Annotated in this window: 14 protein-coding genes; 8 read left to right on the forward strand and 6 right to left on the reverse strand. The window is 35.2% G+C overall.

What is annotated here, in order from left to right; genetic code table 11:
• Positions 1-56: 56 nt before the first annotated feature.
• Both IWX80_RS12215 and IWX80_RS12220 read right to left on the reverse strand, forming a co-directional pair.
• Positions 57-1466, reverse strand: a complete 1410-nt coding sequence (locus IWX80_RS12215; RefSeq protein WP_196853679.1) for a RagB/SusD family nutrient uptake outer membrane protein — start codon at positions 1464-1466, stop codon at positions 57-59.
• A 19-nt stretch (positions 1467-1485) separates the two neighbouring features.
• Positions 1486-4479 (reverse strand): SusC/RagA family TonB-linked outer membrane protein, encoded by a 2994-nt coding sequence (locus IWX80_RS12220; protein WP_196853680.1) that lies wholly within the window; start codon positions 4477-4479, stop codon positions 1486-1488.
• Positions 4480-5350: 871 nt separating this feature from the next.
• Between IWX80_RS12220 and IWX80_RS12225 the strand changes: the two genes are divergently transcribed.
• Entirely contained in the window at positions 5351-5602 is a 252-nt protein-coding gene (locus IWX80_RS12225) for a helix-turn-helix domain-containing protein (protein ID WP_196853681.1), read from the forward strand.
• Between the two features lie 986 nt (positions 5603-6588).
• Here IWX80_RS12225 and IWX80_RS12230 read toward each other — a convergent pair.
• Genes IWX80_RS12230 through IWX80_RS12240 form a run of 3 tightly spaced genes read right to left on the reverse strand, consistent with a single transcriptional unit; the run spans position 6589 to position 9451 of the window.
• Positions 6589-7812 (reverse strand): hypothetical protein, encoded by a 1224-nt coding sequence (locus IWX80_RS12230; RefSeq protein WP_196853682.1) that lies wholly within the window; start codon positions 7810-7812, stop codon positions 6589-6591.
• Positions 7809-8249: a QcrA and Rieske domain-containing protein gene (locus tag IWX80_RS12235; protein ID WP_086455349.1), complete on the reverse strand. Its 441-nt coding sequence runs from the start codon at positions 8247-8249 to the stop codon at positions 7809-7811. Before IWX80_RS12235 ends, IWX80_RS12230 begins: the two co-directional genes overlap by 4 nt.
• A gap of 2 nt (positions 8250-8251) precedes the next feature.
• Entirely contained in the window at positions 8252-9451 is a 1200-nt protein-coding gene (locus IWX80_RS12240) for a di-heme oxidoredictase family protein (RefSeq protein ID WP_196853683.1), read from the reverse strand.
• Between the two features lie 124 nt (positions 9452-9575).
• On the opposite strand from IWX80_RS12240, the gene IWX80_RS17040 reads away from it, so the two are divergent.
• From IWX80_RS17040 to IWX80_RS12270, 7 genes are all read left to right on the forward strand, one after another.
• The gene (locus IWX80_RS17040) at positions 9576-9890 is read left to right on the forward strand and encodes a DUF6660 family protein (protein ID WP_334682352.1); all 315 of its coding nucleotides are present in this window, start codon (positions 9576-9578) and stop codon (positions 9888-9890) included.
• A 109-nt stretch (positions 9891-9999) separates the two neighbouring features.
• On the forward strand, positions 10000-14319 hold the full coding sequence (locus IWX80_RS12245) for a CusA/CzcA family heavy metal efflux RND transporter (protein WP_196853684.1): 4320 nt from the start codon (positions 10000-10002) through the stop codon (positions 14317-14319).
• An 11-nt stretch (positions 14320-14330) separates the two neighbouring features.
• Positions 14331-15590: an efflux RND transporter periplasmic adaptor subunit gene (locus tag IWX80_RS12250; protein ID WP_196853685.1), complete on the forward strand. Its 1260-nt coding sequence runs from the start codon at positions 14331-14333 to the stop codon at positions 15588-15590.
• Positions 15591-15744: 154 nt separating this feature from the next.
• The gene (locus tag IWX80_RS12255; protein WP_196853686.1) at positions 15745-16620 is read left to right on the forward strand and encodes a bestrophin family protein; all 876 of its coding nucleotides are present in this window, start codon (positions 15745-15747) and stop codon (positions 16618-16620) included.
• A gap of 11 nt (positions 16621-16631) precedes the next feature.
• Entirely contained in the window at positions 16632-17099 is a 468-nt protein-coding gene (locus IWX80_RS12260) for an MgtC/SapB family protein (protein ID WP_196853687.1), read from the forward strand.
• 28 nt (positions 17100-17127) lie between these two features.
• Positions 17128-17811, forward strand: a complete 684-nt coding sequence (locus IWX80_RS12265) for a DUF1345 domain-containing protein (RefSeq protein WP_196853688.1) — start codon at positions 17128-17130, stop codon at positions 17809-17811.
• Between the two features lie 159 nt (positions 17812-17970).
• Positions 17971-20010, forward strand: a complete 2040-nt coding sequence (locus IWX80_RS12270) for a heavy metal translocating P-type ATPase (RefSeq protein ID WP_113634449.1) — start codon at positions 17971-17973, stop codon at positions 20008-20010.
• A gap of 236 nt (positions 20011-20246) precedes the next feature.
• Here the strand turns inward: IWX80_RS12270 and IWX80_RS12275 are convergent, their stop codons facing one another.
• Complete coding sequence (locus IWX80_RS12275; protein ID WP_196853689.1) at positions 20247-22217, reverse strand: protein-disulfide reductase DsbD family protein; 1971 nt, start codon at positions 22215-22217, stop codon at positions 20247-20249.
• Positions 22218-22327: the final 110 nt, after the last annotated feature.

Below are 22327 nucleotides of genomic sequence, written 5' to 3' on the forward strand. Positions count from 1 at the left end.
TTTTACAAGAATAACCTAAATTGTGATTACTATGGTTTTTTAATAGCTTCATAACTTTAATAACCTGTATTTTGTGGTTGTAAATTTGGATTTGCATTCAATTCTAGCTCTGGAATAGGCCACAAAACATCTGAACTGTTCCAGCCTGGTTTTGAAACAGATAGTATTCCATCGGCTGTTCCACTGCGCTTTAAATCAAAAAAGCGATGGCCGTGTTCAGTAAAAAACTCAAATCTTCGTTGTTTTTGAATTTCAGTTAAAATTTCAGTTGCAATAGTTGAGGTAATTATTGGTAAGCCTGCGGTTGTTCTTATCTTATTTAAATCTTCTTTTGCACCCGCTAAATCGCCTAGTTTTGCTCTTGCCTCGGCTCTAATTAAATATTGTTCTGCTAAACGCAACACAATAGAATATTCCTGCGAACTTGTTGTTGCGGTACGTAGTTTGTATTTATTGGGATGATTCCAAGTATTTAGTCCGGTGGTAACTGACTTTGTCCAATTCACTTTGCGTTGGTCGCCTGTTTCAAATGCATTCATAAAATCGGCACGAAGCGCACAAACTGGTGGAGGTCCAGATACGAAAATAAAAGTTGTACCTTCATTACTATTTCGTACCGCTGTTGCTGATGCTAATTGCCAAATAGTAGTTTTACTATTTCTTAGAAAAATTTTGTTTAAATCCGTTTCCCAAGCATAAAGCGGACTATTAATAACAGTAGTTGCTTCATTTGCTGCTTCTGTATTTTTATTCATGTATAAATATACTCTGGCCAACATAGCTTTGGCCACCATTTTATTGGGTTTGGCACGATCCGAAGAACTATAGTTTTCAGGCAATCTAGTACTGGCACTTTCCAAATCCTTCGCGATTTCTGTATATACTTCATCAGCAGAACTGCGAGTAACTTTTCTATTAATTTCATAATTGGTTCCTGTAATATAGGGGATGCTACCATAAATTTGCAACAGATAAAAATGCACTAGAGCACGAACGAATAGTGCTTCGCCCGACACTCTGTTTTTAACCGCAATAGGTAACCCAGTCGAATTTTCAACACCGTGAATAACCGAATTTGCGTTATATATTTGACTATAGCTTGAAGTCCAAAGTGATGCCACTGTAGCATTGTCAGCCGTAAGCGCATTGTTGTAAATAGGTAGGGCAATTGTAGAGTTGGTATAATCTTGTAATTCATCAGCGTACAATCCCATTCTAACAGATGCACCAGTAGGTAATCCAGATAGGATGCCGCCGTCACGAAGTTGTGCATAGATTTGTGCCATTGCTGCATTTGCTGTCAATTCACTTTCAAAAACTGTAGTTCCTGTAAGCTGAGAATTAGGTAATGGAACCTCGACAAAATCGCTACAAGAACTTGAAGACAGTATCAGTGCCAAAACCAAAAGAATGCGATACACCTGAAATGGCTTTGTTTGTACCGTTATAAATTGTAAATTTTTCATATTACTATTTTTTTGAGGATTAAAAGTTTAATGTCATTCCGCCACTGATCACTTTTAGCGGAGGGAGGAATCCTGAGAACTTAAACTCGGGATCACCTGCTTTGTAAGATGTAAATGTCAGTAGGTTTTGACCTTGAATAAAAAGTTTGCATTTTACATTAGTGGTCGCTTGTAACGGAATATCATAGGAAAGTGAAATATTTTTTAGTCTGATAAAAGAGCCGTCTGTAATTACAGCATCGCTTTCTATGTACCTATAATAGGTGCTTACCGCTGCACCATTTAGTCCTGTAGTGTGCAGTTGCGAACTGCTTTGATCTCCAATTTGCTGCCAAGCATCACCACTATTGTTACTTTGGTTTACTTGACCACCTCCCGGAACATTTGATATGTAATCGTAATTGTCTCTTTTTACGAACTGCAATAAAAAATCCAATTGCCAATTTTTATAGTCCAATTGGTTTTGGATGCCTCCAAAATATTTAGGAGATAAGTCCTTGATAATTTGCTTGTCTCCTGCTGTTATGCTTCCATCCCCATTTAAATCTTCAAAATCGTATAATCCTGTTTGTGGATTAACACCTTTGCTTTGGTATAATTTTACAATATCAATTGATTGTCCAATCACATACCGATTTGCAAAAGTGGAACCTGAAAGATTCGGGAAAGAAAGTAGTTTATTTTTTGCAACGGCCACATTGAAGTTCGTTGACCATTTAAAAGAGTTTGAATCAATATTTAGGGTTCTTACGGAAAATTCAAAGCCTGAATTTTCAACGGTAGCATCAAGATTCGCATTCAATGACAAGAAACCTGTTGTAGCTGGCATAGGAATACCCACCAATTGATCCGACGAGCGATTCCTATACAACGCTAGCGTGCTAAAAATTCTGTCTTTAAAAAAACCAGTTTCTAAAGCTAATTCTAGTTTACGATTGGTTTCCCATCCAAAGTTGGCATTATAAAGTCGTGTAGGTTGTAACCCAATTATGCCTTGATAATTTGCACCTGTTGTACCGTAGGTATCATAAAACTGATAATCTCCAATTTGATCATTACCCGTAGTTCCATAGCTAAAACGGAGTTTTCCAAAACTCATTTTACTATTTTCTGGATTGAATTTTTCTTTGCTAAAAATCCATGCAGCACCAATAGCACCAAAATTAGCATATTGTTTGCCTGGTCCAAATCGGCTGGAGCCATCCCGACGACCTGTAAAGTTTAAAAAGTATTTATCGTTGTAACTGTAATTGATGCGACCAAAAAAAGCTTGGTAACGGTATAAAAAGGTATCGCTATTGGTTGTGTTTTTTGTAATTGCAGAAGCTAAGTTGTTAATCAGATTGTTGTTTGCAAAACCAATACCCGATTGAAATAGGCGTTCTGTACGTTGCTGTTGGCTTGTCATCCCCAGTAGTACATCAAATTTGTGGTTTCCAAATTTTTTGAAACCTCTTAGTTGTGGCTCTATAATCCATGATTGTCTGCTGGTAAGGTTTAAGTACATTAAGGAATTGTCACTCCCAACTTCGTAAACGGGATTGTAAATGGTGGATGGTATCGTTCGGACTTCCTTGGTTTTTAAATCGGTAAAACCAAAGTTTGATTTTATTTCTAAACCTGGAAGTAGTTCATAAGACAACACGCTGTTGGCTACTAAGTCATTGGTGTTCGCACGGTAGGTGCTTTTTAGAGGTGCCAAAGGATTTTCGAAGGTATCATTTTCCCAGTTCAGATTTCCATTTGAATCGTAGAGCGCGGGAGCGTTTGGTGCCAAATAACGCGCTGCTAACGTCAAATCTGTCGCTGCTTGTAGATTATCTTGTGCCGTGTAATTTCCTGAAAAAGAGATTTTGAATTTCTTATCTAAAGAAGTGTGGTTTATTGAACTAAGAATCCCTCCTTTAATGTACCTGAAATCTCCCGGAAGGACTGTTCCCTCGGTTCTGTAGTTCCCACTAATCAAGAATTGTGTTGTCTCACTACCTCCAGAGATACTGGTTCTAAAGTCATTGATTGTTGCTGAACCGCCTAATAATTCCTTTTGCCAATTGGTATATCGAGTTTGATCCCAAGTTCCATTTACATCATAATCGGTATCTGATATTGGAATTCCATCATTGATAAATGCTTGTTTACGCATCGACAGATACTGCTGCGTATTCATCAGATCAACAAATTTAGTTGCTGTACCAACGGCTGTTGAGGCAGTTACTGAAATGTTTGTTTTGCCTGATTTTCCTTTTTTTCGAGTAATTAAGACTACGCCGTTTGCTCCTCTCGAGCCATAAATTGCCGTTGCATCGGCATCTTTTAATACTTCGATGCTTTCTATATCATTGGGGTTAATACTGTTGAGCGGACTGGCTTGGCTTGGTAATGCCGTTGAAGTGTTCGTGCTTCCTATGGACTCGTTTGAATAGGGAACTCCATCAATAATGTATAATGGTTCATTTCCATCAAGACGAATGCTGTTGCGACCTCTAATTTTAATTTGGAAACCACCTCCGGGAGTTCCTCCATCTTGAATGATATTGACACCTACCAATCTTCCTTGCATTGCGGCTAGTACATTTGTGACAGGTTGCTTGTCGATATCTTTTGCAGTCATTCTTGCAATGCTACCGGTTTGCTCTTTTTCTTTAATAGAATAATATCCGGCATTTATTACGATTTCCTCTAAAGTAGTTGCATCTTCAGTCAATATTACATTGATAGTTGCTTGATTTGCAACTACAATTTGCATCGTTTTATAGCCTAGATAGGAAAAAACCAAAACATCATTCTCAGCAGCTAGTATGGTGTAATTTCCATTTTCATCAGAAAATGTTGTTGTTGGCTTATTGTTAACCTTAATGGTTACGCCGGGAACTGTGCCGGTATCATCGGTAATTTTACCTTTTATAGATCGTGTTTGAGCATTTAATCCTGTTATGAAGCACAGGAAAAGGATGCAGTACAGTTTGGACAGTTGTGTTGTTGTCCAAAACTTCAAAAATGATTTTTTTTTCATACTTTTGAATTGGTTAAATGAGACTTCGGTTTAGTTTGCTTTGGTCCTCTATTCGTCCGGCAAGAAGAGTTAGAGGGCCTTTTTTTTGTGATTAGCCAAGAAAGTGCTAAGGCATAGATTTTTATTTTTTAAGTCATAGGCGTTATCTGTATTTAATTAGGCGTTGTCAAATCTAAGCAAGCTGTGTCATCTTAAAATAAATAGTTATTTTTTTTAGTTATTGCTGTTTATATAAAAGCATCGCAACCATAAAGCCAACAAATTATCAGTGCAATGAAAGCTAGAATTAAAGTAACTTTTATAGTTTTATAGTATTTCATCTTTTCGTTGTTGTTTGCTGTTTTTCAATTTATTATTTCGATTTGCGCTATTGCTGTTACCACAGATCTTGAGAGCACTCTTTTTTTTGGTGCAAAAGCTTTTGAATTTATTTTTTTTAGGAAAGTACACTGCCGTTGCCAGTTGCAGCCCAACTCAGGCAGTGCGTTTCCAAACTAACTAATTCAATTAATTGATTGATTTACGATACTATAAAAAAGAAGATTTGCTAAGAATAAAAGGGAGTGACTTTTGCGCATAAAAAATGGCATGGAACTCATCTTACTGCGTTAGAGGTACTGGTATACCCGGAAACAATAAGTGAGCCCACGCCATGGGACGTGAGCATCTTACTTATTATCTCGTTTCTATCAAATTACCAGTTTTCTAACGCGAGATTCTAAGCGAATGCTTCAATATTTTATTTGAAGGATCGCAAAAATACAATTCATTTCTGAATAGGAAACAAATATAGAAATATTTTTTAAATACTGGCATATATCCCAATAATATTTTTGCTAATAAAATGGAAATTGCTTGAAAACATATTGAAATGGAATTAAATGCAGATTTACAAAAATATATAGGAAGAAGAATTTCTGACATAAGATTAAAGAATAACCAAACTCAACAGGACATTGAATTTTTAACGGGTATTGATTCCGCTGAGGTTAGTAAATATGAAAGTGGTAAACGAAATTTAACGCTAAAAACTTTAATGAAGTTTGCTAGAGCTTTACAAGTTCATCCTAAAGAGTTGTTTGATTTTGAATTTGATATTAAAAAATACCGAGTTGATGAGTAAACAAAAAAAAAAAAAAATTGAAAGATGCTTCGGCATCTTTTTCTGTTTTATAGCGATACTGAATAATTATTAATTCGGGATTAAAGCTTATCAAAAACGGAGGAATTGATTTCATGCTAAAAGTGTAACTCTCTAAACATATTGTAAGCTTTAAAATATTAATTTGCAAAACTTCCTAAAAAAGGTAAATATACTACAAATTACAAAAGTTGTTAGATTTCAGCTTATAAATGAAAAGTGAATTTTTATGAAAATGAGCAAGAATGGTAAAACAGCAAAATATCCTTAGCTCAATTCAGTCTAGCGGTTAAAAAATATTTTGAATAAATCGATTTTATTTCTCATCGTGAATGGAATTTTCTCTCTCCTCTACCTCTTTTACTGTGCGTTAAAAATAAACTTTTTTGGAATAATTAGATCAATAATGGTATAAAAAAAGTTCATAATTAGAAATAATATTCCTGTTTATATTTCTGTATGTCAACACAGAAAAAGGACAATTATTAAAATTACCCAACTTAATAGAACATTTCACAGAACAGACCACGAAGTGAAAAAACTGAAACTGTCTGCGCTAGTTCCTAATAAACAGGTAATAAAAACTATACAAGAGGGGACATTAACTTTCCACTTGTTTTACAAATATGGTAGATAGTGCTTTTGGATATGCTATGAGTGATCCCACTCAACTTATGAATACTACAAAGGGGCAGTGTTCCTCGCGTACAATGCAGTCACTGGGTATTCCCAAAATATCCAAAATTAACAAAAGATGATGAAGCCAAACTAACCCCTATTTGATGGTTAGCACAGGACAGATAAGCACGCAATCGACTTTTAATCTTTGTTTGGAATTTTCAATAAAGTTTCGGACGCACTAATCCTAAAATTAAGCAACCAGAGGCTATCCGAAAATTACTTTTCGGATAGCCTCTGGTTTATATGATTTATAATTGTCGATAGATAGAATTAGCCTATAAAAATCCCTAAAAATAAGTTGAAACTCCAACACTAAATCCATCGGTAGTAGCCGGTGGGTTTCCTAAAATATCTGTTTGTTTTTGAAAACGGTAATTTAACCTAAAAACGGTTTGTGATGTAGGGCGAAAACTGATGGCAGGCATAATGCTCCAAATATCTTCTGCAATATTCCCACCAGTTGAGTTAAAGGTTCCAACGTTCCAATCAACATATTCCAGTCGACAAGCTAAGTTTAACACAGCATTTTCCCAACCTAAAACATTTTTTGTAAGTAAAGGTTGAACGATATCGATAAATCCTCCAAATTGCTTATTGCCAAATTGTTGACCATACGTTTCCGGAACATCTACTTTAACCCATGCCAATTCTGAAGTTATAAACGTTTTAATTTTAGGAAGCGTTGTGTTAAAGTCTAATGCATAAATATCGACACGTCGTTTTTTGTCTAAAATTATTCCTTCATCTTGAAATTTATTGTAAACGCCCCCCATATAGGAGAGTCCTAATTCACCCATTTTACTGTTTCGAATAGCGATTTTACCGGTAAATAAGGGTAATCCGCTATTTATTTCTTCAAAACGTTCCGGATTGTTTTTGGCAGCTGGCAGAAAAGTTTTGTTCTCTGTGTTTTCAATTATCGAGTTATCAAAACTTCCTGAGAAATAAGCTTCATAGCCAATCATCCAATTCTTCGAGTATTTTTTCCCAAAAAAACCAGCTCCAGCATTACTAAAAGTACTCGGTAACATTTGTGTTGCTGAAATGGGTCTGTCGGTAAATTCCCATTTTGGACCATCATGATTCTGATTGAAAGCCCCAATAGGATTCATGATTATTCCTCCTCTAAAATTAACCAAGGGATTAAATTCAACATCGACAGAGGCGAATTCTATAGCGATTTCCTTTCCACCTTCTTCAAATTCGATCTCGCTTAAAAATTTCACACGTTTGCTGATTGTCGATGACATAAAAATGGTTAATCGTCTGGCTTGAAATTGATGTCCTTCGGAAAAGCCATCGGTGGAAAGGCGTTGCCAATTGGCTTCCAGATAACCTCCAACGGCTATGGGTGTTTTTCCAATATTTAAAAAAGGACGATTATAAACCGCATCCATATTTAAAGCTTGTTTTGTAATGTCTTTAGACGTCCTTTTTAGTAAAACAGGGTCGATTTGTGAATAGAAATTTATGGAAAACAAAAATACTATACAGAGTAATTTTAATCTCATTTTAATGATATTTTAAGGGTACCGTTATCTATTATAATAGGAAAATTTCTCAAATTTCTATCAGCCGGGCCGTTTTCTAAACTTCCTTTGTTGCTAAATTCACTTCCATGTGCCGGACATTGTAATTTATCTCCAAAAACCTGCAGTTCTGCTCCTTGATGAGTGCATTGCATAAATAGTGCGCTATAATTATTCGCGTCAAAACGATAAACACAAATAGGATGGGTCAGTTTTTCGTTTTGTATGATTACGTATTTTTTATATTCTATGATTCCCTTATTTTTGATTTCAAAATCAGTCAATGGAACTAGAATATCTGAACCTTTTATCTCTTTTTCCAAAATTTTAGATGTGCTGCAGCTTTGTAATAAAGTAAGAGTTGAAATTCCTGCTAAACAACCAAAACCACATGTTTTTAAAAAATCTTTTCTGTTCATAATTACAATGATTTTATAAATTTTAGTAATGCCTCTCTGTCTGATTGTGAAAGATTTTGATAGCCTGTTTTACTGTTGTTTGCTTCGCCACCATGCATTAAAATGGCACTTTCAATACTATTTGCTCTACCATCGTGCATTAAGAAATAGTTCCCTCCTTGTGCGTCTTCAGAAAGCCCTATTCCCCATAGTGGCGGTGTTCTCCATTCGTAAGTTTTTGCGCTTCCTTCAGTATAACCATCGTCTAAACCGCTTCCCATATCGTGTAATAACAAATCGGTGTAAGGAGCGAATGTTTTATTTGAAAGGGCCTTAATAGGTGAATAACCTGTTTTCAATTCAGATTTATGACAGCTTGCGCAATTAATTTGGTTAAAAATGGTTGCTCCTTGTTTAACAACTGCATCACCTTGATTGCGTTGAATTGGTGCTTTTAATGTTTGCAAGTAAAAAACAACGTCGTTTACGGTACTTGTCGCAATTTCAGGATCAATTTCCAGATTAGTATAAACGTCAATAGGATTGAATATAGAGGTAATTCCGATGTCTTGGTTGTAAGCATTTACGGTTTGGTGCAATAAATCAAAAGCCGCGGCTTTTTTGCCAAAACGGCCTATATATTTTCCGTTTTGTGAAATTGCATCAGTATTCGGTATAATAAAGGATGGAGCTACTATCCAGTTTGGAACACCAGAAATCCCATCACCATTGCTGTCGTTTGGGTCAGACATTGCAATGATAGCATCATCTTTTACAAAATTCAAAAATCCAAGACCTGTATTAGCGGGCGGAGTAAATTTAGAAAAAGTAGCTCCAAATGGAATTTGTTCGGGTAAATATCCGGGTAAAGCTCTGTTTTGTAATTGTGGACCTCCTTGATTTAGAAATAAATTTCCGGTTTCATCAATTTGTCCAAACCGAGTAAGTGTGGTAGAGGGGTGTCCTTTACCATCACCTGCATGACAACTAATACAACTTGTTGCAACAAATGTTGATCCAAGTCCTGTTTCGCGAGTAAAAACTTCACTAAATGCAACGTCACCTTTTAAGAAACGAGCTGACTCTTCATGGGAAAGACCATCAATGGGTCCGTCTAAAACTTCATCATCAGCTGGAATATCTGTAAAAGTGGGTTCACATGATGTAAAAGCCATTAATAATAGTAATGCAGTAATTTTATAAAGTAAAGAAATGTTTTTCATTTGCAAAAAATTATTTTTAGGCAAAGCTAAATAAATATTTCGTATTAAATAAAAATATGATAATAAAATTAATTAATCCTTAAATCATAAAAATTTTATTGCTACTTTTGCATCAGTGAAATGGATGAACCTCATACTATCAATTTATCTAACAGCACTTTCATTTTTGCCTTGTGCTGATTTGGAAGTAAATAGTTTGGCACATATATCAAAGGAACTTTCCTCCTATAAAGAAAACCATTCCCACAATAAAGAAAAAGATTTGTGTTCTCCTTTCTGCGCTTGCAATTGTTGTGGAGTGCAAATATTAAGTCATTTTCCAATTAAATTCGATTTTCCTTTAATTTTTACGGTTATTAAAACCAAAGAGCCATTCTATAAATCTATTTTTGCATCCAATTTCTTCGGAAGTATTTGGCAACCCCCTCAAATAGCATAATGATACCCGTCCCGATAGCTATTGGGATTCGGGTTAGAAAGTTGTGATCTTATCACAAATAATGGCAAATATTCTATTTGCTAATTTCTAATTCATTATAATATTTTCAATGTTAGACAAAATCATACAGTTTAGTATAAAGAACAAGTTCATTATACTTTTATTTACCCTCGTACTTATAGCATGGGGAAGTTATTCCATTAAAAATTTGCCGCTTGATGCATTACCTGATGTAACTAATAATCAGGTTCAGATCATTACTACTGCTCCTACGTTGGCCAGTCAGGAAGTAGAACAATTAATTACCTATCCGCTTGAACAAGCTGTAAAAACCATTCCAAAAGTCATAGAGTTACGAAGTATTTCTCGATTTGGATTATCGGTGGTTACTGTTGTATTTAAAGACGATGTAGATATTTATTGGGCGAGAGAACAAATATTTCAACGCATAAAACAAGCCGAAGAAAACATACCAAAATATGCAGGTTCACCAGAATTAGCGCCAATATCTACCGGTCTAGGAGAAATATACCAATATGATGTATATGCCAAAAAGGGCTATGAAGATAAATACGATGCAGTCAAATTACGAACCATTCAGGACTGGATTATTATTCCGCAACTACAAGGTATAGAAGGTGTTGCCGAAGTCAGCACTTGGGGCGGAAAACTAAAACAATATGAAATTGCAGTTAATCCTAATACCTTAAATAGTTTAGGAGTAACAATAACTGAAATTTTTGAAGCTTTAGAAAAAAATAATCAAAACACTGGTGGTGCCTATATCGAGAAAGACCAATATGCTTATTTCATTCGTGGTGTTGGTATGGCGTCTGGAATCAAAGATTTAGAAAATATAGTGGTCAAAAACAGAAACGGATCACCAGTTTTGGTTCGGGATGTGGCTTCAGTAAATGAAGGAATATCATTGCGCTATGGCGCTTCAACTAAAGATGGAAAAGGCGAAATTGTTTGCGGGTTAGTACTAATGCTTAAAGGAGAAAACTCTAGTGCGGTTGTTGATAGAGTGAAAGAAAAAATGGAGCAAATCAACAAAACCCTTCCAGAGGGAGTGGTTGCCGAAGCTTTTATAGACAGAGGAAAATTAGTAGATAGTGCTATAGGAACTGTTACCAAAAACTTATTGGAAGGTGCATTAATAGTAATATTTGTACTGATATTATTTCTTGGAAATCTTCGGGCCGGATTAATTGTCGCTTCCGTGATTCCGTTGTCCATGCTTTTTGCAGTAATTTTAATGAATGCTTTTGGCGTAAGCGGAAACTTAATGAGTTTAGGAGCGATCGATTTTGGAATTATAGTCGATGGTGCGGTAATTATAGTCGAAGCCACAATGCACCATTTACAAAAACTAAAAAGGCAAAAGGCTTTAACACAAACGGAAATGGATAGCGAAGTATATCAATCAGCATCCAAAATCCGGAACAGTGCTGCTTTTGGTGAAATCATAATTTTAATCGTTTATCTTCCTATACTGGCATTAGTAGGAACGGAAGGGAAAATGTTTAGACCCATGGCCATGACCGTAGGTTTTGCAGTTATTGGAGCATTTGTACTTTCACTTACTTACGTACCTATGATGAGTGCAATGTTTTTATCAAAAAACACCGAACACAAACCCAATTTTAGTGACAAAATGATGGCGTGGTTTGAAAAAATATATGCACCATTTTTAGATAGCGCCTTGCGTTTCAAGAAAGCAGTTTTAGCAATTGCTTTAGGAATGTTTGTCTTTGCAATTATTGTTTTCCAAAATATGGGAGGCGAATTTATACCAACAATCGAAGAAGGTGATTTAGCTATTAATGCTACCATTATGACAGGTAGTTCGCTTTCGCAAATGGTTAAAACCACTACCGAATATGAAAAAATCCTAAAAGCAAAATTTCCGGAAATAAAAACCATAGTTTCAAAAATTGGTAGTGGTGAAATCCCGACTGACCCGATGCCAATAGAAAGTGCCGATTTGATTATTGTGCTTAAAGACAAAAGTGAATGGACTGGTGATTATGAAAATTGGGAAGATTTGGCGAATGCAATGAAAGAGGAAATGGAAGCCATTCCTGGTGCAAATATTGAAGTTTCACAACCCATTCAAATGCGTTTTAATGAATTAATGACGGGAAGCCGAAGTGATATTGCCATCAAAATTTTTGGAGACGATTTAGAAATTTTAGATACTAAAGCCAAAGAATTGATTGCTAAAGTCAATAACATTGAAGGTATTGGAGACTTAAAAGCTGACAAAGTAACGGGTTTACCTCAAATAACCGTAAAATATGATTACAATAAAATCGCTTTGTATGGCTTGAATATAACGGATATAAACCAAATTATTCGTTCCTCTTTTGCCGGAGAAAGTGCCGGTAAAATTTACGAGGAAAGCAAACGATTTGATATAGTGGTTCGTATGGATGCAGCCAATCGAAGCGATATAACTGATGTGAGCAATTTATTTATTCCTTTACCAAATGGTAACCAAGTACCTCTTTCTCAAGTCGCTTCTGTGAATTATGAGCAAGGTCCGGTTCAAGTAAGCCGTGAAGATGGTAAACGCCGAATTACGGTGGGTTTAAATGTTCGAGGGAGAGATATCAAAAGTGTAGTAGAAGAAATTCAGCAAAAACTGAATAAAGATTTCAAGCTTCCTTCGGGATATTATATTACGTATGGTGGACAATTTGAGAATTTAGTCGAAGCAAATAAACGATTATCAGTAGCATTGCCAATTGCATTGGGTTTAATATTGGTGTTATTGTTTTTTACATTCAAAAGTGTTAAACAGGCAGGACTAATTTTTACAGCCATTCCGCTATCTGCTATTGGAGGTGTTTTTGCCTTATCGTTACGAGGAATGCCTTTTAGTATTTCGGCAGGAATTGGTTTTATTGCTTTGTTTGGAATTGCAGTGTTAAACGGAATTGTATTGATTTCTTATTTCAACCAACTCAAAACGGAAGGAATTACAGACCCTTTGCAGCGAGTTTTGATAGGGACTAAAGTTAGACTTCGACCGGTTTTAATGACTGCTGCGGTTGCCTCACTAGGATTTTTACCTATGGCATTATCAACCAGCGGAGGTGCCGAAGTACAAAAACCATTAGCAACCGTAGTTATTGGCGGATTATTTTCGGCAACATTACTAACGCTTATCGTTTTACCGATTTTATATTTATTATCTGAAAAAGGAATTAAAAGAAGAAAAAATATGTCAAAACTCATTGTAACAGTAATTATTTTATTGATAAGCAGTTTCTCTTTTGCTCAAAATAGTCAAACAATTACGTTAGAAGGCGCCATCGAAAAGGCAAAATCAAATAACATCAATTTGAAAATTGCCGATAAAGAAATTGAAAAACAAACCGTCCTCAAAAAGACGGCTTTTCAAGTGGATCCATTGCAAGTACAGTACCAAGGCGGACAATTTAATAGTGTAGATTATGACCACAATGTTTCGGTACAGCAATATTTTCCGATAGGAAAAATCACTAAAGCCAATCGACAGCTTCAAGAAGAGTTGGTAAAACTTGCCGAAAAACGAAAAGCATTATCTGAATATGAAATCGAAAAAGCGGTAACCTTATCGTATTATCAATATTTATACGGTGTTTCCATTCAAAAACTGAATAACGAATTGAATGACATCTATACCAAATTCTTAAAAAATGCGGAACTTCGTTTCAGTACCGGCGAAAGTGGCAACATCGAAGTAATTAGTGCCAAAGCAAAGGTTAAAGAAATTGAAACCCAAAAAGTACAATTAGAATATGATTTGGCTATTTATCAAAAGCAATTACAATTTTTTGTTCAAACCGAAGAGAACATTGTGCCAGATAGTAATACACCAGCACAGTTTACAACTCTAACTGATGCGAATAAAACGAAAGTAGAAAGTTTAGTAACCGATTATTATCAACAACAAATTTCGGTATATCAAAAAGAAGCCAATACGTTTAAAGCAATGCGAACACCAAAGTTGGGATTAGGTTATTTTGCACAAACCATTGATACAAAATCTTTGTTTCAAGGATTTACTGCTGGGCTGCAAATTCCGCTGTTTGGAGGTGTTAATACAGCTCGTGCTAAAGCAGCGGCGATAAGTGTTACGCAATCTGAGCTGGAATTAGAGAAAAATACGCTGTCGCTGAAACTACAAATCCAGGAATTGCAAAACGAATTTGAAAAGCAACAAAAAGGATTATCCTACTATCAAAAAGAAGGTTTACAATATGCGGAACAAATTATTGCAACGGCACAAAAAAGTTATGCCAATGGCGATATGAGTTACTGGACGTACATCAGTTTTCTGAACCAAGCAATCGACATCAAAAAACAATATGCCGAAACTTTGAATACATACAATCAAAGCGCTGTTCAATTGCAATTCCCATCAATCTATAACAACTAATAATCATTAAAATGAAAAATATAAAAAACAAAATGAGCAGTAAATATTTTCTATTACCAATTGCTTTTTGCCTATTAATTTTTACATCTTGCAACGACAAGAAAGCCGAAGAAACTCACGAAGAAGAAAAATCTGAAAATGAAGTGGCACTAACCGCTGCACAATTTAAAACGGTTGGCGTTGAATTTGGTGCTATTGAGAATCGTAACCTTAATACAGTAATAAAAGCGAATGGATACACTACAGTTCCTCCGCAAAATTCCGCTAAAGTGGCTACGCTAATTGGTGGTACTGTTAAGGATATTTTTGTATTGGAAGGCACTTTTGTAAACAAAGGAAAAGTCTTGGCAACCATTCAAAACCTGGAAGTTGTTGAAATGCAGGAAGACTATAATTCGGCAACAGCCAATATTGAGTATTTGCAATTGGAATTCAACCGTCAAAAAACATTGACCGACGAAAATGTGAATCCGCGAAAAACATTACAGGAAGTAAAAGCAAAACTGGCTGTAGAAAAGGCGAGAGCGCAAGCTGCAAAAAACAAATTACGAGCATTAAATGTAAGTACAAGCAGTAATAGTGCTTTAATACCTATAGTTTCACCAATTAGTGGATATGTCGGAAAAATTAGCATTGCTAAAGGAGCTTTTGCTGAAACAGGAATTCCGCTTTTTGAAGTGGTTGATAACAGCCAAATGCACTTGGATTTGAATGTGTATGAGAAAGATTTAGGTGCTATTTCAGTAGGTCAGCAAGTCGATTTTGTATTGACCAATCAATCCAATAAGGCAATAAAAGGCAAAATATTTGGTATTAATAAATCGTTTTCTAACGAAAGTAAAACTGTAGCGGTGCACGCCAAAATAAATCCGGCTGATGCAAAAGGATTGATTTCCGGTATGTATGTTTCTGCCAATATCAACCTCAATAATGAAACTGTTCCTGCATTGCCAAAAGATGCCATTGTGAGAAATGGGGATAAATACTTTGTTTATATCCAAGAGGAGCACCACGAAGAAAAAAAACCAGTAGCAAAAAAAGAAACTCACGAACACAAAGAAGGAGAGGCACACGCTGAACACGCAGAAGGAGAAGAAGAAGAGCACAACGAAATGCACTTTAAAGCGATTGAAGTGGTACCAGGAACTACTGATTTAGGTTATACTCAAATAAAATTTGTTCAAGCAATTCCTGCCAATGCTAAAATTGTTGTAAAAGGGGCGTTTTATCTGCTTTCTGCAATGAAAGGCGGCGGATCACACGATCATTAAAAAGTGAATTTTAAACTATAATACGATCAAAATAAATAAACCTTACAAATAGACTGCCCCCAAAAAAAGTTAGACACTATTGGGAGGCAGTTTATAAAAGGAAACACCTAAGCTATCGAAACAATTATAAAGGCTAATTCATAATCAAAAAAATATGCTGTTAAATAGAAAAATATCAATTTTTACTTTCATTAGAGAAATTAAGTATGATATTATCACCATTGTAACCTATGCAGTTGTAGTAGGCATTGTAGATCAATACTCTTTTCTGTCTAAAATATCAATCCCGACTAGTATGACAGCAATAATAGCAACTGCCTTATCTGTATTATTAGCTTTCAGAACAGCTCAGGCTTATGAAAGGTGGTGGGAAGCAAGAATAGTTTGGGGTGCTATAGTTAATGATTCTAGAACATTGATAAGACAATTAATACAGTTTGTTCCAAAAAATAATTCCAATAATAAAACAATTGAAGTATTTGCACATCGGCAAATAATTTGGTGCTACGCCTTGGGTGAATCTCTACGAGGATTGCCTTTTTCAAATAAAGTGCAACAATATATTAATGAGCAAAACATTACAGACAAAAATGTTCCAAACGCAATTCTGAACAAACATAGTGTCGCATTGTCTCAACTTGAAATAAGTGAATTTAAGCAAGTTCACATTGACAGTACTTTAAGCCGTTTGTGCGATGCTATGGGAAAATGCGAACGTATTAAAAACACAGTGTTTCCAAAATCTTACAGCTTGTTAATCCATTTATTGATTTACGTATTTGCTACGTTACTACCTTTTGGATTAGATGATAAGTACATAATTGAAGAAATTTTTTTAACTACATTGATACCCTTAATATTCATCACTATAGAGCGTACAGCTATAATATTGCAAGACCCTTTTGAAAATTCCCCATCAGATACACCAATGACAAACCTTGCTATAACCATTGAGATTAATCTCAAAGAAATGATAAACGATACAAATTTACCAATACAAGAAAAGCCAACCTCTTTTTACTTAATGTAATACTTTATGAAATGATAGATGCAGATATAAAATTTGAACTGATAATGGTAGCCAAAATACTTATGGCTGCAATACTTGGTTGCATAATCGGTTACCAGCGAGAACGCGAGAACAAAAATGCAGGGATACGTACTTTTGGCGCAGTAAGTGCCGGTGCCGCTCTGTTTACAGCTGTCGGAATGCATTTTTCAGAAACTGATGATTCATCAAGGATTATTGCTAATATAATCACAGGGGTAGGTTTTCTGGGTGCCGGTATTATTTATAATAAACAGCAAAGCAACGAATCCAGCGGACTCACCACTGCTGCGAATATATGGGCGGTTTCTGCAATTGGTGTAGCCGCTGCTTTGGGATTTTACGTGATATCCGCAGTGACTACGGCCATGCTGTACTTCATGTTGTCGCTTAACCATTTCAGTTTTTACAGAAATTGGCAAAACAGGATTCAGAACGATAAAAACCCAAAGCAAGACTAATACCGATACTAATTGTAAAATTACAATCATGAAAAAACAGCAAAAAGAATTATCATTTATTGCGAAAGTAAGTGGACTAAAAAAACTACTATTTTGTCTAGTAGTGTCCATTCTCGTATTTGTATTTTTATCATTTTTTAAAATTGAAATATTTAGCAGAATAATAATTGGCTGGGATACTTTTAGTTTTTCAATGATTATTTTAAGCTGGCTATTCTTTTTTTCGACAACTTCTAAAGATTTATGTTCAGTCGTAGAAAAGCAAGATGACGGTCTTAAAGCCATATTCGTCATCATATTGATTGCCGTTTGCTTTAGCCTTTTTGGTACCTTAGTCTTAATGGCTCAAAAAAATGAATACTCGGCTAATAAAATAGTCCATATGATTGTTTCGTTATCCCCTATTTTTTTTTCATGGATTTTGTTGCATACAATGTTCACAATTCGTTATGCGCACCTATACCATGATCATAATAAATTAAATACTGGAAGTAACGTTGGTGGTATTGATTTTCCAGGCAAAATTCAACCAGATTATATTGATTTCGCTTATTTCTCTTTTGTTATCGGAATGACATTTCAGGTTTCCGATATTACAATATCTTCTCAGGCAATCAGGAGATTTGTTTTAATGCATAGCCTAATTTCATTTGTATTTAATACAATTATTGTGGCGCTTACAATCAATACGATTTCTAATCTCAGCGGTTAATTATTAATCGTAATAAAATGCAAAAAGCGTATTCTGGTAAATAATTTTATCAAAAAAAATATTTAAATAAACAGCCAGTGCTTTTTAATATAAATAACATATTAATCTTATAAACTTAAAAAATAGTCGAGAATATTAAAATTTAAATTCTAAATAATTATGATAAAAACAGATCCAAATCACAAACATAAATACGATGCAAACGGCAAGCAGCTTTGCTGTACACTAGAAGAAAAAATAAACAGCAAAACCGATAAGCAATCAGGATGTTGTACAGTTGATTACAAATCCGAACATTCAGACGATGATGGACACGACCATGACCACTCAGGCGGAAATGAAAGTACGCTCAAAATGTTTCTTCCGGCACTAATAAGCTTTACATTATTACTCATAGCAATCGCTTTTGATAATTACTTTACGCAAATCTGGTTTACAGGTTGGATCAGGTTAATTTGGTATGTAGTTGCTTATGTTCCAGTTGGCTTCCCTGTTTTAAAAGAAGCATTCGAAAGTATTCGTAAAGGAGAAGTGTTCTCGGAATTTTTATTGATGAGCATTGCTACCATTGGTGCATTTGCAATTCGTGAATATCCCGAAGGTGTTGCTGTAATGCTTTTTTATGCCGTTGGTGAAGTGTTTCAAACCTTGGCTGTTCAAAGAGCAAAAACTAACATCAAATTATTATTAGACCAAAGACCTGATGAAGCAACAGTAATGAATGGAGAAAATGCGACTATAAAAAAAGCATCTGAAATAATTATTGGAGAAATTATTCAGTTAAAACCAGGAGAAAAACTAGCATTAGACGGAAAGCTACTTTCGGATACCGCTTCGTTCAACACCGCAGCACTAACAGGAGAAAGTAAACCAGATACCAAACAAAAAGATGAAACCGTTCTTGCCGGAATGATCAATCTCAATACGGTTGTTCTAGTCGAAGTAACGACGGCCTACACCGATAGTAAATTATCTAAAATCTTAGAAATGGTGCAAGAGGCAACTGCCAAAAAAGCACCAACTGAATTATTTATTAGAAAATTCGCCAAAATCTATACACCAGTGGTTGTGTTTCTAGCAATCGGGATTTGTTTGCTTCCAATGCTATTTGTGGAAAACTACGTTTTCAGTGATTGGTTGTATAGAGCCTTAATTTTTCTGGTGATTTCCTGCCCGTGTGCATTGGTGATTTCTATTCCGTTAGGTTATTTTGGAGGAATTGGTGCTGCAAGCAAAAATGGGATTTTGTTTAAAGGATCTAATTTTCTGGATTTAATGGCATCTATCGAAGTAGTGGTGATGGACAAAACAGGAACGCTGACCAAAGGGGTTTTCAAAGTACAAAAAGTAGTTGCTGTGGATATTTCCGAAGCCGACTTAATAAAATATACAGCAGCACTAGAAACTAAATCGACCCATCCTGTTGGAACTGCTATTATCGAATATGCAAAAGGTTCAGAAAAAGAAGCAACAGTTACCGACGTAGAAGAAATTGCAGGTCATGGTCTTAAAGGAAAAGTAGATGGAAAAGAAATTTTGGCAGGGAATGTAAAACTGATGAAAAAATTCAATATCATTTATGATCCAGAAATCGATACTACACCTTTCACGATTATTGTTATTGCAATCAATCAAAAATATGCAGGATATTTTTTAATTGCTGATGAAATCAAAGAAGATGCCAAAGAAGCGATTCACAGTTTACATAAAATAAACGTGAAAACTGTAATGCTTTCAGGTGATAAACAAGCCGTTGTAGATGCAGTAGCAAAAGAATTAAACATTGACCAGGCTTATGGCGATTTATTACCGGAAAACAAGGTGGAAAAAGTAGAGGAATTGAAATTAAAAAACCTAAAAATTGCATTCGTTGGCGATGGTGTAAACGATGCGCCAGTAGTTGCCCTTGCCGATGCCGGCATTGCAATGGGCGGTTTAGGAAGTGATGCAACAATTGAAACTGCTGACATTGTTATTCAAAACGATCAACCGCATAAAATATTCACAGCAATAAACATAGGAAAACAGACGAAGAAAATAGTGTGGCAAAACATTACTTTGGCTTTTGTGGTAAAGGGGATTGTTTTGGTGCTAGGTGCGGGTGGTTTAGCAACCATGTGGGAAGCTGTCTTTGCCGATGTGGGTGTAGCGTTATTAGCAATTTTGAATGCAGTTAGAATACAGCGAATGAAGTTTTAAATCTGATATTAATAAGAAGCGTCCATTAATAGGGACGCTCTTTAAAATATTTATGATTTTTTTGGAGGTGTTTTTCCTCCTGCACAACAAGAACCATCTACACTACAAGATTTTTTCTCATTAGAGACTAGAACCATTACCCAATAAAATCAAAGTATTTTAAAAGTTATTATTTTTAACCCTAAAAATATTGCGTTATAAAAAAAGCTGTCCAAATCATTTTAGACAGCTTTTTTCTATTTTTGAAACTGTTTAATGCCATATTTCAGCCATTGTTCATATTCAGTAATGTCTGGCATATATCCAACTGGTTGGTTTAAACTTTTCTCTTTTGTATCCAAAATGATATAATACGGCTGAGCGTTTGCCTTATAACGAGTGATTTGGAAATCACTCCATTTGTTTCCTATTGATTTTATCTTTTTGCCAGTTTCTTTAGAGACATATTGTTCCTCGATAGGCAATTCTCTTTTGTCATCAACATATAGTGAAATAAGAACTACTTCATTATTTAAAATAGATAAAATGCGAGGATCCGACCAAACATAATCTTCCATTTTTCGGCAATTTACACAAGCAAATCCTGTAAAATCCAAGAGAATAGGTTTGTTTACACTTTTGGCATAAGCCAATCCTTTTTCATAATCGGTAAAAGCCATAATATCATGTGGTCCTTTATGTGCTCCGTCTGGTAATGCTATTGCTGATGTAGATTCTCTGTTGGAGCCGCCTACACCGTATGGAGATTCGCTATAGGTCATAGGTGGAGGAAAGCCACTTATTAATTTTAATGGAGCACCCCATAAACCTGGAATAAGATATATTGTAAATACCAATATTAATAATCCAACAGATAAACGTCCTACCGAAATTGATGATGAAGGAGAGTCATGTGGTAAGGTTATTTTTCCAAATAAGTAGAATGCCAAAGTTCCAAATATAGCAATCCAAATGGATAAAAATATTTCTCTTTCAAACCAGTGCAATTGCAATACTAAATCGGCATTAGACAAGAATTTAAATGCTAAAGCTAATTCTATAAAACCTAAAAATACTTTTACTGTATTTAACCATCCGCCAGATTTTGGTAATGTATTTAACCAACCTGGGAACATGGCAAATAACATAAAGGGTAATGCTAAAGCAAAAGAAAAACCTAACATCCCCACAATTGGTGCTATACCACCTTTGGAAGCTGCTTCGACTAATAATGTTCCGATAATTGGTCCGGTACAAGAAAAGGAAACTATTGCAAGAGCTAATGCCATGAATACAATTCCGAATATTCCACCTTTATCCGCTTGACGGTCTACCTTATTTGCCCAAGAATTAGGTAACATGATTTCGAAAGCACCTAAAAATGATAACGAAAATACAACTAATAATACAAAGAAAATAACATTAAACCATACATTGGTAGATAATGCATTTAATGCATCGGCACCAAAAATTAAGGTAATTACTGTTCCCAAAAATACATAAATCACGATAATCGAAATACCATAAATAATCGCATTTTTGATTCCTTTGGCTTTGGTTTTACTTTGTTTTGTAAAGAAACTTACGGTCATGGGAATCATAGGAAATACGCAAGGAGTAAGCAAGGCTGCAAAACCAGATAAGAAAGCGATAAAGAAAATCATATATAAACTCGAATCAGATTCTTTCGATTCTGGTTGTTTTTCTATTGTGGAATTCGCATCAGTTTTGGTAGTTTTCTCATTTACAATATCCGCAGCTTGGATTTCTTTTGCTTGAAGCGTTTTAAGATCAAACTCAAAGTATTTTGTTTCGCTAATACAGTTTTCCTTGCAAACTTGGTAAGAAAGCTCCACTTGTATAATTTCCTTTTCTGGATTAATCTGTTTGATTAATTGGGTAAAAGTAACTTTATCGGAAAAGAAGATTTCATCGACACCAAAGATTTCATTAAACTCTCGTTTGGTTTCACTTTCGGTTGCTTTTCCAATAAATTCATAATTGCTTTTGTTATCATGAAAAATGAATTCGGCAGGAAGAGGACCATCTTCAGGTGTAAATTGAGAATATACGTGCCAACCTGCTTCGATATTACCATTAAAAGTAAGTACATATTCTGAGGTGGATTTCTTCTCGATTCTAGGTTCCCATTTCACAGGATTTATAATCTGTGCCTGGACTTTGACAAAAACAAAGCCCAAGAGTAATAAATAAAAGATTTTCTTCATTTTATAAGTTTAATCAGAACGATTTGTTCTGGTGATAATTTGATTTTACACGTGTCATTTCCCGATAAGCCATAGGAAGTGTTTCGATGGTCTTTTGCCATCGAAACACT

The organism is Flavobacterium sp. CAN_S2 (genome assembly GCF_015752255.1).
GTDB lineage: Bacteria > Bacteroidota > Bacteroidia > Flavobacteriales > Flavobacteriaceae > Flavobacterium.

Excerpts from the sequence above, each read along its gene's own strand:
- IWX80_RS12245 (WP_196853684.1), top strand. The coding sequence starts at position 10,000 with ATGTTAGACAAAATCATACAGTTTAGTATAAAGAACAAGTTCATTATA.
- IWX80_RS12270 (WP_113634449.1), top strand. The coding sequence starts at position 17,971 with ATGATAAAAACAGATCCAAATCACAAACATAAATACGATGCAAACGGC.
- IWX80_RS12260 (WP_196853687.1), top strand. The coding sequence starts at position 16,632 with ATGATAGATGCAGATATAAAATTTGAACTGATAATGGTAGCCAAAATA.
- IWX80_RS12240 (WP_196853683.1), bottom strand. The coding sequence starts at position 9,451 with ATGAAAAACATTTCTTTACTTTATAAAATTACTGCATTACTATTATTA.
- IWX80_RS12250 (WP_196853685.1), top strand. The coding sequence starts at position 14,331 with ATGAAAAATATAAAAAACAAAATGAGCAGTAAATATTTTCTATTACCA.
- IWX80_RS12255 (WP_196853686.1), top strand. The coding sequence starts at position 15,745 with ATGCTGTTAAATAGAAAAATATCAATTTTTACTTTCATTAGAGAAATT.
- IWX80_RS12215 (WP_196853679.1), bottom strand. The coding sequence starts at position 1,466 with ATGAAAAATTTACAATTTATAACGGTACAAACAAAGCCATTTCAGGTG.
- IWX80_RS12230 (WP_196853682.1), bottom strand. The coding sequence starts at position 7,812 with ATGAGATTAAAATTACTCTGTATAGTATTTTTGTTTTCCATAAATTTC.
- IWX80_RS12275 (WP_196853689.1), bottom strand. The coding sequence starts at position 22,217 with ATGAAGAAAATCTTTTATTTATTACTCTTGGGCTTTGTTTTTGTCAAA.
- IWX80_RS12220 (WP_196853680.1), bottom strand. The coding sequence starts at position 4,479 with ATGAAAAAAAAATCATTTTTGAAGTTTTGGACAACAACACAACTGTCC.
- IWX80_RS17040 (WP_334682352.1), top strand. The coding sequence starts at position 9,576 with ATGAACCTCATACTATCAATTTATCTAACAGCACTTTCATTTTTGCCT.
- IWX80_RS12265 (WP_196853688.1), top strand. The coding sequence starts at position 17,128 with ATGAAAAAACAGCAAAAAGAATTATCATTTATTGCGAAAGTAAGTGGA.
- IWX80_RS12235 (WP_086455349.1), bottom strand. The coding sequence starts at position 8,249 with ATGAACAGAAAAGATTTTTTAAAAACATGTGGTTTTGGTTGTTTAGCA.
- IWX80_RS12225 (WP_196853681.1), top strand. The coding sequence starts at position 5,351 with ATGGAATTAAATGCAGATTTACAAAAATATATAGGAAGAAGAATTTCT.